Origin of the sequence: Hyphomicrobium sp. (genome assembly GCF_020852195.1) — a bacterium.
Classification (GTDB): domain Bacteria; phylum Pseudomonadota; class Alphaproteobacteria; order Rhizobiales; family Hyphomicrobiaceae; genus Hyphomicrobium_C.
Genome location: NZ_JADZBI010000086.1, coordinates 1 through 14,080 on the forward strand (window position 1 = coordinate 1; position 14,080 = coordinate 14,080).

A 14,080-nucleotide genomic window follows, 5' to 3' on the forward strand; every position below is an offset into this window, starting at 1 on the left:
CTCGACACGTGGTTCTCGTCGGCGCTGTGGCCCTTCTCGACGCTCGGCTGGCCGGACGAGACACCGGAGCTCAAGCTCTACTATCCGACAAGCGTGCTCGTCACCGGCTTCGACATCATCTTCTTCTGGGTCGCCCGCATGATGATGATGGGGCTGCACTTCATGAAGGAGGTGCCGTTCCATGACGTCTACATCCACGCGCTGGTCCGCGACGAGAAGGGCCAGAAGATGTCGAAGTCGAAGGGTAACGTCATCGATCCCCTGGCGCTGATCGACAAGTACGGCGCGGATGCGTTGCGCTTCACGCTCGCCGCCATGGCGGCGCAGGGGCGCGACATCAAGCTCGCCCCGGCGCGCGTCGAAGGCTACCGCAACTTCGCGACAAAGCTCTGGAACGCGGCGCGCTTCGGCGAGATGAACGAGTGCGTGCGCCAGTTCGATTTCGAGCCGTCGGCGGTCACGCATACGCTGAACCGCTGGATCGTCGGCGAGACGGAGCGGGCGGCGAACGCGGTGACGGCGGGCCTCGAGGGCTACAAGTTCAACGAGGCGGCGGGCGTCATCTACGAGTTCGTGTGGGGCGTCTATTGCGACTGGTATCTCGAGCTGATCAAGCCGATCCTCGCCGGCGACGACGAGCAGGCGATCGCCGAGACGCGTGCCTGCGCGGCGTGGGTGCTCGACCAGTGTTTGAAGCTCCTGCATCCGTTCATGCCGTTCATCACCGAGGAGCTGTGGGCGCATATGGTGGAGCACGGCGAGCGGCGGCTGTCGCTGCTCTGCCTTTCCGAGTGGCCGCGGCTCTCGGGGTTGGCCAGCGCATCCGCCGACGAGGAGATCGGCTGGGTGGTACGCCTCGTCTCGGAGGTGCGCTCGGTGCGCACGGAGATGAACGTTCCGGCGGGGGCGAAGATCCCGCTCGTGCTCACAGGCGCGAGCGAGGCGACGATCGCGCGGGCGCGGAGACACGACGAGACCATTCGCAGGCTGGCGCGCCTCGACAGCATCGCCATCGTCGAGACGGCGCCCAAGGGAGCGGCGCTTATCGTGATCGGTGAGGCGACGGCGGCGCTGCCGCTCGAGGGCGTGATCGATATGGGCGCTGAGCGCAAGCGGCTCGCGAAGGAGATCGAGAAGGCCGAGGGCGACCGCAACAAGGCGGCGACGTGGCTCGCCAACGCGGCCAATGTCGCCAAGTCGCCCGAGCACGTAGTGGAGCTCAACCGCGAGCGCGTCGCGGATGCGACCGACCGCATCGCGCGGCTCACGGCCGCGCTGAAGCGCATCGAGGGGTGATGTCCCCTCTCCCCGTAAGGACGGGGAGGGAGGGGACGTGCGTGCTACGGCTGCGGGGTCGGCTCGGGGATGCGGAACGAGGCGCGCAGCCACTTCATCATCTTGGGCTCGACGGCGTCTGGGCTCGTGCGGGCGCGTGCCTGGTAGTAAGCGAGGTCGCTGCCCGTCAGAGCGGCCGCCGCGCCGCGCAATTCGCCTGCGGTCTCGGGCGTGACGGAAGCCTTGTGGACAAGCGATCTCTTGCCGAGATCCGCGCGGCGCTGCTTGCCGACATCGAGAACGGTGCCGGCACCGGCGTACACATATTGGTCGCCGAAGGCTTCCTGCAGACCGGCGAATGTCGCTTCGCCCGTGCAGTGGCCAGGGGCGACGTTCTGCACTTTCCAGGTGTCGCGCAGCGAGGCCGCAATCTTGGCGATTCCCTCGTCCTTCGCATTCACGAGGTGGAAGCCGCCGAGAATGTAGTGGATCTTCGGGTTGATGGCGGCTGCTGCCTCGACGATCTTCTCGATGCCGGGGTGCGAGCAGCCGACTACGAGCACGATGCCCTCCGGCGTGTCGATGGCGAGCGAGACCTCCTTGAGCTCCAGCGTGCCGGGCTGATCGGAGACGAGCGCGATCAGCCACACGCCGGGCGCGATCTCGGTCGTCTTGTCGATGACCTCGATGTCGGCATCCCGCCAGGCAGTGCCGAACTTCAGGGTCTCGGGCGGCTTGCCGTCGTAGTAGCGCTGCTCCGGAGGCAGCGCCTCGTTCTTGCGGTAGAAGCTCGACGGCAGCGACGAGCCGTAGACGCCGAAGCCTTCCTTTGGCCCATAGATCTTCACCTTGGGGTTGACCTTCAGGACCTCGGCCAGACCGGCAAGGTGGTCGGCGTGGCGATGCGACTGGACGACGAAATCGAGGGTGGCGAAATCCACGCCCTTGGCCTTGGCATTGGCCACGAAGGTCGCGGCGTCGTTGCCGGTGTCGAAGAGGATGCGCTTGCCGCCGACCTCGACCAGGGCGGCGAAACCCCAGTCCTTGCGCACGGAAGCATCCTTTCCGAACGCGTCGTAGAGAATGGTGACGCGAGCGGGCGACGCCTCGTCGGACCATGCGGGGGCGAACGGCGTTGCGAGCAGGGCGGCCAGGACCGCTCCGCGCAGGCATCTCGTGAAAAACATCGCGGACTCTCCGAAGCGAATGATGGCCTGCCGCGCAGGCCGGCCGTCATCGGGTAGCACTGGCCGGCAAGGCTCCTAACGAAAGAATCCTGCAATGTATTTCGGAGAGGAGGAGGGTGGACCGCCGCTAGGCGGGGTCGGTCATCGTGAGGGGAAGGCTCGCGGCGCGGACCGGGCGCAGGCGTAGCTCGACGAGCTTCCATTCGAGGCCGCGCAGCCGCAACAGGCCGACATAGTGGCGCGTGGGATCGTTGCGGTCCGCCATCTCGATCTCGAAGGCAGTGGGCGAATGGAACTCGGCGCGTTTGATCCGTGACCAGAAATTGGAGGCTCGCGCGTGCCACGGCATGGCGTCGAGGGCGGCCTGCTCGCCGGAGATGTTCTCGCGGTAGAACTGGCGTGCGCTGAAAAGCTGCGGTAGGCCCTCGGGCGTCACGTAGCTTTCGACCAGATTGTCGACGGCGCGGCGGGAGAGGCCGTTCTTGATCCTCTGCCACAGGCCGACACTGGCCGGTGCCGATCCGGTATTGGCGACGGCCGTGGGCCCGAGCGCATATTCGGTGAGCGACTGGCGCAGCGTGGAGCGGACGGTCGGCCACTCGAGCTTGGTCTCGATGTAGGCCGAATTGCCGGTACGCATGGCCTCGCGAATTGTCCAGACCGTCAGGATGGGGTAGGCGATATAGCCGGCAGCCAGGGTGAGGCTGGCCGTAAGGGCAATCAGAAATTTCTTCATGGTCTGGTTTCTGGCCTCCGCCGCCCGGCGTGTGATTTACCATGAATCCTATGATTGGGGCCGTGTTCGGGCCGTGGAGCCGCTGTCGCAACCTGCGGCAACGGTGCCCAACTTTCCTGCAATTGCCGTCAGGTGGCCCAAGTGGGGCCAACGATCGGCCGGGATCCGGTGCTACCCGTAGGCTGCCGCCGGGTGGGAGCAAGGTCCAGCGTGCCGACTGTGGTGATGACGCCACGCTCGTCAAATAGTCCTAAAATTGGTGGGCTCATATAAAGGTTGTTGCTCGATGGCAACGAAATCCGGCTACCATGCCTCGTTTGAGCCACAAAGGAGCGCGACGAAGTACCGGAGAGAACGGGAGCTGCGGGGGCTTCGGTTCGGAAATGGCGGTGCGCATTTTTCAGGCGGCCGCAGATTCAATTTTCCGAAGCGGCTTTATCGAACAAACGCATTCCCGCTCTTGATCGGGGCTTCCGCACGCACCATGTGCGGCGCCCCGTTGAAGATGTCAGAGCGAATTGGATGTGAGTGTATGGACGCGAGGACGTTCGACAAGTCTAAGTTGCCGAGCCGGCATGTCACGGAAGGTCCGTCGCGCGCGCCCCACCGCTCGTACTACTATGCCATGGGCCTCACGGAGGACGAGATCCGCCGGCCCTTCGTCGGCGTCGTGTCCTGCTGGAACGAGGCCGCGCCCTGCAACATCGCGCTCCAGCGCCAGGCCCAGTCGGCCAAGACCGGCGTCAAGGAATCGGGCGGCACGCCGCGCGAGTTCTGCACCATCACCGTCACCGACGGCATCGCCATGGGCCACCAGGGCATGAAGTCGTCGCTCGTCTCGCGCGAGGTGATCGCCGATTCGATCGAGCTCACCATGCGCGGCCACTGCTACGACGCGCTGGTCGGCATCGCCGGTTGCGACAAGAGCCTGCCCGGCACGATGATGGCCATGCTGCGCCTCAATGTACCGTCCGTTTTCATGTACGGCGGCTCCATCATGCCCGGCAAATACAAGGGCCGCGACGTCACCGTCGTCGATGTCTTCGAGGGCGTCGGCATGCATTCGTCGGGCAAGATGACCGATGAGGAGCTGCACGACCTCGAGTGCGTGGCCTGCCCAGGCGCGGGCGCTTGTGGCGGACAGTTCACGGCCAACACCATGGCCTGCGTCTCCGAGGCGATCGGGCTCGCGCTTCCGGGCTCGGCGGGCGCGCCTGCGCCCTACACCTCGCGCGATCAGTATGCGGTGGAGAGCGGAAAAGCCGTCATGCGGCTTGTCGCGGACGGCATTCGTCCGCGCGACATCGTGACCTTGAAGGCCTTCGAGAACGCAGCCACCGTGGTGGCGGCGACAGGAGGCTCGACCAACGCGGCGCTGCATCTGCCGGCCATGGCCAACGAGTGCGGCATCGACTTCGATCTCTTCGCGGTGGCCGAGATCTTCAAGCGCACGCCCTATATCGCGGACCTCAAGCCCGGCGGCAAGTACGTCGCCAAGGACGTGTTCGACATCGGCGGCGTGCCGCAGATCCTGAAGGCGCTGCTCGAGGGCGGCTATCTGCACGGCGACTGCCTGACGGTCACCGGCAAGACGCTTGCGCAGAACCTCGAGCAGGTGACGTTCAATACCGACCAGAAGGTCGTGTATCCGGTCTCGAATCCGATCTCGCCTACAGGCGGCGTCGTCGGGCTCAGTGGCTCGCTGGCGCCGGAGGGCGGCATCGTCAAGGTCGCGGGGCTCAAGAAGCTCACGTTCCGCGGTCCGGCGCGCTGCTTCGACTGCGAGGAGGATGCATTCCGCGCGGTGTCCAACCGCGAGTACAAGGACGGCGACGTCATCATCATCCGTTACGAGGGTCCCAAGGGCGGGCCCGGCATGCGGGAGATGCTGTCGACGACGGCGGCGCTCTATGGTCAGGGCGCCGGAGACAAGGTCGCACTCATCACGGACGGACGCTTCTCGGGCGCGACGCGCGGCTTCTGCATCGGGCATGTGGGGCCCGAGGCGGCGGTTGGCGGCCCGATCGGCCTCGTCCAGGACGGCGACATCATCGCAATCGACGCCGACAAAGGCACACTCGACCTCGAGGTCGAGGCGGCCGAGCTCGAGCGCCGGCGTAAAGCGTGGAAAGCTCCGCCTAATCCGTACCAGAGCGGGGCCATCAGAAAATTTGCGGACCAGGTGGGGCCGGCCCGTTACGGGGCCGTCACCCACGCAGGCGGGAAGGCGGAAGTTGTTTGCTATGCGGACATCTAGGCTGGTACTCGGATTGATTTTCATCGCGTGCGCGCCGCTTGCGGCGCAAGCGCAGTCGACGTCCTTCAGCTCGCCGCGCGAGGCGCTCCGACAAGGGGTCAGCGCCTACCAGGGCGGCTACTACGAGCTTGCCATGCCGGCGCTGAGATACGCGGCCGAGAAGGGCGAGTTCATGGCGAGCTATTACCTCGCCAAGATCTATCAGGACAGTACAGGCCCCTACACCGATCACGCCAGGGCCTACGCGCTCTACGAGAAGATCGCGGACGAGCACCTCGACGCGGATCCGGACGATCCGCGCGCGCGCTACGTCGGCAAGGCGCTGACGGCGCTCGCGGGCTACGTGCTGCGCGGGCTGCCCGAGATCGGGCTCGCGCCCGATGCGGAGCGCGCGGTGTTCTATCTCAAGAACGCCTCCACCACCTTCAACGACGAGGATGCGCAGTTCGAGCTCGCCAAGCTTCAGCTCACGGGCGAGGGCGTCGAGACCAACGTGCCGCTCGGCCGGCACTGGCTTTCGGTCTTGAGCCAGAACGGGCATGCGGGCGCGCAGGCGTTCTTCGCCGACCTTCTGTGGCGGGGCAAGCACGTGGAGCCGGATCCCCCGCGGGCGCTGGCGCTGATCGCAGTCGCGGTCGACAACGCGCCGCCGCAGGACGCCATGTGGATCGAGGACATCTATCAGAACATCTTCTGCGGGGCGGCCGACGGGACGCGCAAGCAGGCAACCGGCATCGTCGCACAGTGGGGCAACCGCTACGGGCGCAAGCCAGCCGCGTCCTACGACCGCAGCGGGTTGCCCCAGCTCGCGGCGGCTCCGGTCAGGACCTGCAAGAACGGCGAGCCGGTCGACATGATCTCGACGCGTGCCGAGCCGCCGACGCAGCGGCTGCCGGCGGTCCGTACCTTCGAGTACGGGTCGATGACCGGAGATCCGCCCAAGCTGCGCGACATCAACGTGCCGGGGCCGGCGCAGCCGCCTGTGCCGACGCCGTAAGGTCGATTTTCCCAGTTCATTCTCGCGAGGGCGGGCCTGCATGGCCTGCCCTTTCACTTTGGAAAGCATCCCTCCTCACGTGCTCGTCGCCATCCGTTCGGTGGGACAAGGGAAATGCGTCAGGCGAGGGTGGTCCAAACCGGGACGTGGTCGGACGGCTTCTCCCAGCTCCGCGTGAAGCGGTCGATGCCGGAGGCGATGAGCCGGTCGGCGGCCTGCGGGGAGAGGAGCTGGAAGTCGATGCGGATGCCGTCGTCCTTCTGCCAGGCGCCGGCCTGGTAGTCCCAGAACGTGTAGTGGCCGGGCTCCGGATGGCAGGCGCGCACGGCGTCGATGTAGCCGAGGTTGCCGAGCGTGCGGAATGCGGCGCGGCTCTCGGGCTGGAACAGCGCGTCGTTGCGCCAAGCGTCGGGGCGCTTTGCGTCCTTGGGCTCCGGGATGACGTTGAAGTCGCCGGCGAGAATGACCGGCATCTCGGTGGCGAGCAGCGCGCGAGCATGGGCCTCGAGCCGTCCCATCCAGGCGAGCTTGAAGGGAAACTTCTCGCTGCCGACGGGATTGCCGTTGGGCAGGTAGATGGAAGCGACGCGCACGGCGTTGCCGCCGTCGCTGACCGTCGCCTCGATGTAGCGGGCCTGGGCGTCGCCGTCGTCGCCGGGCAGGCCGCGCACCACATCCTCGAGCGGGCCCAGCGAGAGCAGCGCGACGCCGTTGAAGCCTTTCTGGCCGTGGGTGGCGATGTTGTAGCCGAGATCGGCAAAGGCTTCGGTCGGGAAGCCCTCGTCAACGCACTTGATCTCCTGCAGGCAGAGCACGTCGGGCCTGGCCTCGCGCACGTAGGCGAGCGCGCCCTCGATGCGCGCGCGGATGCCGTTGATGTTCCAGGTGGTGATCTTCATGGAGGTCCTGTGCTCCCTCTCCCCGCGCGCCGAGAGAGGCCGGGTAGGGGCAGCCGTTGGCCGCTGCGATTTGTTGTTGCCCCTCACCTTAACCCTGTAAGGACGGGAGAGGGGACTCTAGAGCGAGAAGCTGGTGCCGCAGCCGCAGGAGGCGGTGGCGTTGGGGTTCTGCACCTTGAACGCTGCGCCGATCAGGTCGTCGACGAAATCTATCTCGGAGCCGGCGAGATACTCGAGCGAGACCGGGTCGATGAGAACCTTGGCTGCGCTGCGCTCCACCACGACATCATCGCTCGCGGCGGAGCCGACGAGATCGAACTTGTACTGGAAGCCCGAGCAGCCGCCGCCCTCGACGGACAGGCGCAGCATCGTGCCCGCGGGCTCACCCGCCACGATCTCGGCGATGCGGCGCGCCGCGCGGTCGGTCAGGGTCACGGTGGTCGGGGTTGCGATGTCGGCCATTCCGGGGGTCCTCGGAGGCGGTTTTGCGCGCTGTCACCCGCACCCGCCTCGTGCAGTCAAAATCTGATACGAAGATAATGGCCGGCCGGTTCAAGTCAAATGGCGTGGGGCGGCTGGCGGAGAACGGCGACGGGCCGGGGCTTCAAGGCTGGTATGGGCAAGGCGAAACAACGGGAAATGGACGGCAACTGCGCATACGGGGCGGAGCTCAAGCCCGGTGCCCGTGCGCCTGCCCGCTATGCCGCCGGTGCTGTCCGATCGCGCGGGCGGCGATTCGCTGAGCCCGACTGTCCAACCCGCAGTCCCTTCCAGCGCGACCGCGACCGCATCCTGCATTCGACAGCGTTTCGCCGCCTCATCCACAAGACGCAGGTGTTCGTCTTTCACGAGGGCGACCATTACCGCACGCGCCTGACGCACAGCCTCGAGGTGGCGCAGATCGCGCGCACGATCTCACGGCAGCTCAGGCTCGACGAGGATCTCGCCGAGGCGCTGGCGCTCGCGCACGACCTCGGGCATCCGCCGTTCGGGCATGCCGGGGAGCGGGCGCTGGACCGGCTGATGGGTGCGTTCGGCGGCTTCGATCACAATGCGCAGAGCCTGCGCGTGGTGACGGCGCTCGAGCGCAAGTACCTGGCGTTCGACGGACTCAACCTCACCTGGGAGACGCTCGAGGGGCTTGCCAAGCACAATGGGCCGATCGTGGAGGAGATGCATGCGCCGGTGCGCAAGGTGATCCGCGCGCTCGAGAGCTGGCAGAGTCTCGAGCCCGCGCGCTGGGCCTCCGGAGAGGCGCAGGCGGCGGCGCTGGCGGACGACATCGCGTACGTGAGCCACGACATCGACGACGGTCTCAGGGCCGGGCTGCTGACGCTCGACGGCCTGAGAGACGCGCCGCTCGCGGGCTCCATCGTGGCGGCGCTGCCCAGGGCCGAGGCGCCGGGGCTGCGCAGCCGCCTCACCTACGAGGTGACGCGGCGCATGATCACGCTCCTGATCCAGGACATGGTGCAGGAGAGCCGGGCACGCCTCGCGGCGCTGGCTCCGGGTTCGCCGGACGACATCCGGGCGGCGGGCGAGGCCGTTGTCGCCTTCTCGTCGGGTATGACGTCGGACCTCAAGGCGCTCAAAGACGTGCTCATGCAGCGCGTCTACCGCAGCCGGAAGGTCATGGACGTGATGGACGACGCGGAGGCCGTCATCGCGCGACTGTTCGCGCGCTATCTGTCGGACCCCGTGGTGTTGCCGGACACGTGGCGGGTGGCGCAGGAGGGGCTTGCCGAGCGCGCCAGGGCGCGCGTGATCGCGGACTTCGTGGCCGGCATGACAGACCGCTATGCCATAGACCAGCACCGCCTCCTGTTTGACGCCACGCCGGAATTGCGATAGCCGGGCTGCTCGCTTGCCATCCGAGCTACTTTCCGTCATCCCGGCGGAGGCCGGGATCCACGACACCTATCGAAGCAGATGTGGATATTTTCGTGGGTGTCGGCCGTCCATGCGAAGCATGACTCCGCCATGACGCCGGCCTGACGTGTTTGTAGCAATTGTCGCTCGTTGATTTGAGAACGTCCGTAAAGAGGTTCGGTTCATGAACGTGTTCGCGGAGGTCGAGGCAAGGGTGCTCGCCGCGCTCAGGGGCCTCGAGGAGAAGGGCACGCTGCCGGCGGGGCTCGATTTTGCCAACGTGGCCGTCGAGCAGCCGCGCGATCCCGCGCACGGCGACCTTGCCTGCAACGCCGCCATGGTGCTCGCTAAGGCCGCGAAGATGAAGCCGCGCGACATCGCCGAGGCGCTGGCCGGGGTGCTCAGGCTCGATCCCGACGTGGTGTCGGCAGAGGTCGCGGGGCCGGGGTTCTTGAACCTGCGCATGCGGGATGCGTTCTGGTACGACGTCGTGGGTGCGATCCTCGCCAAGGGGCCGCTGTACGGGTCATCGGATGTCGGAAGGGCTGCGCGCACGAACGTCGAGTATGTCTCGGCCAACCCCACGGGGCCGATGCACGTCGGGCATTGCCGCGGCGCGGTGTTCGGCGATGCACTCGCCCACCTGCTCTCGTTCGCCGGCTACGACGTCACGCGCGAGTACTACATCAACGACGCGGGCGGGCAGGTGGACGTTCTCGCGCGCTCGGCCTTCCTGCGCTACCGCGAGGCGCTGGGCGAGGACATCGGCGAGATTCCGTCCGGCCTCTATCCGGGCGACTACCTGAAGCCCGTCGGCGCGGCACTCGCGGAGACGTACGGCCGCGACTTGCTGCAGAAGCCCGAGGAGGATTGGCTGCCGCTCGTGCGCAGCTTCGCCATCGACGCCATGATGGCGATGATCAAGGAGGATCTCGCGGCCCTCAACATCAGCCACGACGTGTTCTTCTCCGAGCGCTCGCTCACGACCGGCGGCAAGAACCAGATCGCGGCGGCGATCGCGGCGCTCGACGCCAAGGGGCTCATCTTCAAGGGCCGGCTCGAGAAGCCCAAGGGCCATGACGACGAGGAATGGGAGGACCGCGAGCAGACGCTGTTCCGCTCGACCGCGTTCGGCGACGACAACGACCGGGCGCTCATGAAGTCGGACGGCAGCTACACCTATTTCGCCGCCGACATCGCCTATCACTACGACAAGCTGCAGCGCGGCTTCCGTCACCTGATCAACGTGTTCGGCGCCGACCACATCGGCTACATCCCGCGCATGAAGGCGGCGGTGGCGGCGCTCTCGGACGGCAAGGCCGACCTCGACATCAAGGTGTGCCAGCTCGTGAAGCTGTTCAAAGGCGGCGAGCCGTTCAAGATGTCGAAGCGCGCCGGCACGTTCGTCACGCTGCGCGACGTCGTCGACGAGGTCGGGCGCGACCCCGTGCGCTTCATGATGCTCTACCGAAAGAACGACGCGCCGCTCGACTTCGACTTCGCCAAGGTCACCGAGCAGTCGAAGGACAATCCCGTCTTCTACGTGCAGTATGCGCATGCGCGCGCGGCCTCCGTGCTGCGCAATGCGCGCGAGGCGTTCCCGGACCTCGAGGTCGTGCACGAGGGGACGGCCACCGCCGACCTCTCCCTGCTCACGGACGGGGGCGAGCTCGACCTCATCAAGAAGGCGGCGTTCTTCCCCACTCTGATCGAAGGCGCCGCCCAGGCTCACGAGCCGCACCGGCTCGCCTTCTATCTCTATGATTTGGCTTCCGCTTTTCACGGACATTGGACGCGTGGCAATGATTTGCCACAATTGCGCGTTATCCAGCCCAACGATCGGGCGATAACCGCGGCTCGATGCACGCTCGTGGCGTCGCTCAAGCAGGTGTTATCCTCTGGCCTTACGGTGCTCGGTGTCGGTGCGCCGGAGGCTATGCGCTAGACTCGCGATTCGGGGGCTTCGTCGCGGGCATCGGCTACCGACGCTGACTTGCGGCATATTGGGGTCAATGATTGCGTTGGCGGGATTTTTCCGTCAGCGCTAAAGTCCCGGCGAGCGGTCGCCTGGTGGTTGCCAGGGTGCCGAGATCGTAGCCCGCGGGGGTGCGACGAGGGGTTCCGAGAGATGACACGGTATAGCAATCCTCTTCCGCACAATCAGGTGCCAAACTCTCAGGGTCGTCCCGCAGGGTCAGGGCAGCCGGCGCCCGCCTCTCCTTATGGGCAGCCCATTTGGCCCGCGCCGGCCAACCAGCCGCGCACCGCGGCGCGTCCGGCGGCCCCCGGCTACGGCGATGCGGGCGGCTATGGCGCCGATCCGCAGGCAGGCGGTCAGCCTCCTGGTGCGCAACACGATCCCTACGCGGCGCTAAGGCCCGACGGATATGGTTATTCCCAACCGCCGCAGCCCGCCGATCCTTACGGGCTTGCCGGATACACGGCTCCACAGCCCCAGCAGGGCTACGGCACGCGTGGGCAGCCGCAGATGCCGGCCGGCGATCCTTACGGCGCGAGCAGCGGATACCCTCCCCAGGGACAGCCGGCTCCGTCGCCGTACAGCGCGCCGCAGACGCATAGCGGGTATGGCGCGCTCGGCCATGGGTTTGGCGGGCAGTCGCCCGCTGCGCCCGTGTCTCCCTATGGCGCGGACTACGGTGCCGCGCCGGCAGCCGGCTCGCACAGCGATCCACAATGGGGCGGGCAGAGCCTGGCGCTGGACGCGCGCGACTATGGTCATGGATACGCGGGCCATGGGGCTCCGGGCCAGTGGGGCGGTGATCACTATGGCGATCCGCAACTCGAGCCCGGACTCGGGCCGGTCGGCGGCTACCCGAACGCACCGCCTCAGCAGCACGCGTCGTTCGACCAGAGCTATGCCGAGGACGAGGCACAGTATGAGGACGAGCCGCGCCGTGGCGGCTGGAAGAAGGTGGTGGGCCTCGTGGCCTGCACCATTCTCGTCGGCGGCGGGCTCGTCATCGGCTACACCTCCATCATGGGTGGAGGCAGCGGCAAGGACGCGCCGCTGGTCAAGGGTGCCTCCGGTCCGTCGAAGGTGAAGCCTTCCGATCCGGGCGGAAAGCAGTTCGCCCATGCCGACAGCAAGATCATGGGCCGCCTCGGCGACGGCGGCCGCGAGGAAAGCGCGGATCCGGCCGGCGTGCGCAAGGTTCCGGTGGTCACGGTCGGCCGCGACGGATCGATCCAGCCGCCGTCCTCGGTCGAGTCCGAGGATACGCGGGCCGTGGTGTCCGTGCCGGGCCTGACCGTCATTGACGGCCTTGGCGGCGGGCCGTCGCCTACCCGTGCCGCGGGACCGCAGCAGGGCTCGCCGCCGGTGCAGATGGTTGCCTCCTCCGAGCCGAGCGGCCCGGTAGTGGTGGCGCCGCCCAAGAAGACCGTCACCGCATCCGAGCCCAAGGCCGCACAGACGAAGCCGCCTGCGGCGCCCAAGGCCGATCCGCCGCCGAAGAAGGTGGCCGCGGCCGCGCCGGCGGACGTCGGCCCGAAGCCGACGGGTGCGGGCTATGTGGCGGTGCTGGCGTCGGTGCCGGCGTCGGACAGCAGCCGCATCGACGCGCTCAAGCAGTTCGCCGACATGCAGCAGAAGTACGGCATGATCCTGCAGAACAAGACGCCTGACGTGCAGGAAGCGAACCTCGGCGAGAAGGGGACCTATCACCGGCTTCTTGTCGGACCGCCAGGATCGCGCGACTCGGCAAGCTCGGTGTGCACCCAGCTCAAGGCGCAGGGCTACAGCGGCTGCTGGGTCACGGCGTACTAGTAGACCGCATCCCATGGCCAGCGCGTTCATCAGCGGCGTCGCGGGCGAGACGCTTTCGCCGGCGGAAGCTGCGTTCTTCCGCTCGGCCGCCCCGGCCGGGCTCATCCTCTTCGCCCGCAACTGCACGAGCCACGAGCAGATCCGGCGTCTGGTCGCGGACGTGCGCGAGGCCGTGGGTGGCGGCGACGAGTTCCTGGTGCTGATCGATCAGGAAGGCGGGCGCGTGCAGCGGCTCAGGCCGCCGCTCGGGCGCGCACTGCCGGCGGCGCAGGCTTACGCCGACCTCTATGCCGACGATCCGGCTGTCGCGCGTGACGCCGCGTTCCTCGCCGCTCGGCTCCTGGCCGACGACCTCAAGGCACTTGGCATCAATACGGACTGCGCGCCGGTGCTCGACGTGCCGATCCCGGGCGCGCATGACGTCATCGGCGACCGGGCCTACGGGCGCGAGCCGGGCCAGGTGGCGGCGCTCGCGCGCGCGGTTGCCGAGGGTTTCATGGCAGGCGGCGTGCTGCCCGTCATCAAGCACATCCCCGGCCACGGCCGCGCGCTACAGGACAGTCATCATACGCTGCCGGTGGTGACGGAGCCGCACGCGGTGCTCTCGGCCACCGACTTCGCGCCCTTCAAGGCGCTCGCCGACATGCCGGCCGCCATGACGGCGCATGTGGTGTTCACGGCCATCGACGAGGCGCAGCCGGCCAGCACGTCGCGGCGGGTGACGCGGGAGGTGATCCGCGGCGAGATCGGCTTCGACGGGCTCCTGATGAGCGACGACCTCAGCATGAAGGCGCTCTCGGGGACGTTCGCGGAGCGGGCGCGCGGGGTGCTCGCCGCCGGATCGGATCTGGCCCTCCACTGTAACGGCGTGATGGCCGAGATGGAGGAGGTGGCAGGGGCCGTGCCAAGCCTCTCGGGCGAGTCCCTGCGGCGATTCCGCGCGGCTCTGGCTGTCCTCGGACGGAGCGAGCCTTACGATTCTGTCAAGGCGGAGACACAACTCGCGCTGGCGCTCGGAACCGGCAGACGGCATGCTGAATCAGTGTAGTGTGCCGTTCAAATGGAACTGGTGC

The 14,080-nt window shown here is 67.3% G+C and carries 11 protein-coding genes; 7 read left to right on the forward strand and 4 right to left on the reverse strand.

Annotation, left to right across the window (positions count from 1 at the left end; translation table 11 throughout):
* Window positions 1–1,296 (forward strand): class I tRNA ligase family protein (locus IT540_RS06715; protein WP_291174785.1); only part of this gene is annotated, 1,296 nt, incomplete at its 5' end.
* A gap of 44 nt (window positions 1,297–1,340) precedes the next feature.
* Here the strand turns inward: IT540_RS06715 and IT540_RS06720 are convergent.
* Entirely contained in the window at window positions 1,341–2,462 is a 1,122-nt protein-coding gene (locus IT540_RS06720) for an MBL fold metallo-hydrolase (RefSeq protein WP_291174788.1), read from the reverse strand.
* A 127-nt stretch (window positions 2,463–2,589) separates the two neighbouring features.
* Window positions 2,590–3,198: a DUF2939 domain-containing protein gene (locus IT540_RS06725; protein WP_291174791.1), complete on the reverse strand. Its 609-nt coding sequence runs from the start codon at window positions 3,196–3,198 to the stop codon at window positions 2,590–2,592.
* A gap of 532 nt (window positions 3,199–3,730) precedes the next feature.
* On the opposite strand from IT540_RS06725, the gene ilvD reads away from it, so the two are divergent.
* Window positions 3,731–5,455, forward strand: a complete 1,725-nt coding sequence (gene ilvD, locus IT540_RS06730) for a dihydroxy-acid dehydratase (protein WP_291174794.1) — start codon at window positions 3,731–3,733, stop codon at window positions 5,453–5,455.
* A complete protein-coding gene (locus tag IT540_RS06735) occupies window positions 5,442–6,452 on the forward strand; it encodes a tetratricopeptide repeat protein (protein ID WP_291174797.1) in 1,011 nt (336 codons plus the stop codon). Before ilvD ends, IT540_RS06735 begins: the two co-directional genes overlap by 14 nt.
* 119 nt (window positions 6,453–6,571) lie before the next feature.
* Here the strand turns inward: IT540_RS06735 and xth are convergent, their stop codons facing one another.
* Both xth and erpA read right to left on the reverse strand, forming a co-directional pair.
* Complete coding sequence (gene xth, locus IT540_RS06740) at window positions 6,572–7,351, reverse strand: exodeoxyribonuclease III (protein WP_291174800.1); 780 nt, start codon at window positions 7,349–7,351, stop codon at window positions 6,572–6,574.
* A gap of 117 nt (window positions 7,352–7,468) precedes the next feature.
* Window positions 7,469–7,813 (reverse strand): iron-sulfur cluster insertion protein ErpA, encoded by a 345-nt coding sequence (gene erpA / locus IT540_RS06745; RefSeq protein WP_291174803.1) that lies wholly within the window; start codon window positions 7,811–7,813, stop codon window positions 7,469–7,471.
* Between the two features lie 177 nt (window positions 7,814–7,990).
* Here erpA and IT540_RS06750 point away from each other — a divergent pair, with 177 nt between their 5' ends.
* From IT540_RS06750 to nagZ, 4 genes are all read left to right on the forward strand, one after another.
* Window positions 7,991–9,202 (forward strand): deoxyguanosinetriphosphate triphosphohydrolase, encoded by a 1,212-nt coding sequence (locus tag IT540_RS06750; protein WP_291174806.1) that lies wholly within the window; start codon window positions 7,991–7,993, stop codon window positions 9,200–9,202.
* A 202-nt stretch (window positions 9,203–9,404) separates the two neighbouring features.
* Complete coding sequence (argS, locus tag IT540_RS06755) at window positions 9,405–11,165, forward strand: arginine--tRNA ligase (RefSeq protein ID WP_291174810.1); 1,761 nt, start codon at window positions 9,405–9,407, stop codon at window positions 11,163–11,165.
* A 183-nt stretch (window positions 11,166–11,348) separates the two neighbouring features.
* Window positions 11,349–13,007, forward strand: coding sequence for an SPOR domain-containing protein (locus IT540_RS06760; protein ID WP_291174813.1), 1,659 nt, complete (start codon window positions 11,349–11,351; stop codon window positions 13,005–13,007).
* A gap of 13 nt (window positions 13,008–13,020) precedes the next feature.
* Entirely contained in the window at window positions 13,021–14,055 is a 1,035-nt protein-coding gene (gene nagZ, locus IT540_RS06765; protein WP_291174816.1) for a beta-N-acetylhexosaminidase, read from the forward strand.
* The last annotated feature ends 25 nt before the right edge of the window (window positions 14,056–14,080 follow it).

What these genes read in the sequence shown, in the direction of transcription:
- argS (WP_291174810.1), top strand. Translation starts at nt 9,405, where the DNA reads ATGAACGTGTTCGCGGAGGTCGAGGCAAGGGTGCTCGCCGCGCTCAGG.
- IT540_RS06760 (WP_291174813.1), top strand. Translation starts at nt 11,349, where the DNA reads ATGACACGGTATAGCAATCCTCTTCCGCACAATCAGGTGCCAAACTCT.
- IT540_RS06750 (WP_291174806.1), top strand. Translation starts at nt 7,991, where the DNA reads ATGGACGGCAACTGCGCATACGGGGCGGAGCTCAAGCCCGGTGCCCGT.
- xth (WP_291174800.1), bottom strand. Translation starts at nt 7,351, where the DNA reads ATGAAGATCACCACCTGGAACATCAACGGCATCCGCGCGCGCATCGAG.
- IT540_RS06720 (WP_291174788.1), bottom strand. Translation starts at nt 2,462, where the DNA reads ATGTTTTTCACGAGATGCCTGCGCGGAGCGGTCCTGGCCGCCCTGCTC.
- IT540_RS06725 (WP_291174791.1), bottom strand. Translation starts at nt 3,198, where the DNA reads ATGAAGAAATTTCTGATTGCCCTTACGGCCAGCCTCACCCTGGCTGCC.
- erpA (WP_291174803.1), bottom strand. Translation starts at nt 7,813, where the DNA reads ATGGCCGACATCGCAACCCCGACCACCGTGACCCTGACCGACCGCGCG.
- IT540_RS06735 (WP_291174797.1), top strand. Translation starts at nt 5,442, where the DNA reads ATGCGGACATCTAGGCTGGTACTCGGATTGATTTTCATCGCGTGCGCG.
- ilvD (WP_291174794.1), top strand. Translation starts at nt 3,731, where the DNA reads ATGGACGCGAGGACGTTCGACAAGTCTAAGTTGCCGAGCCGGCATGTC.
- nagZ (WP_291174816.1), top strand. Translation starts at nt 13,021, where the DNA reads ATGGCCAGCGCGTTCATCAGCGGCGTCGCGGGCGAGACGCTTTCGCCG.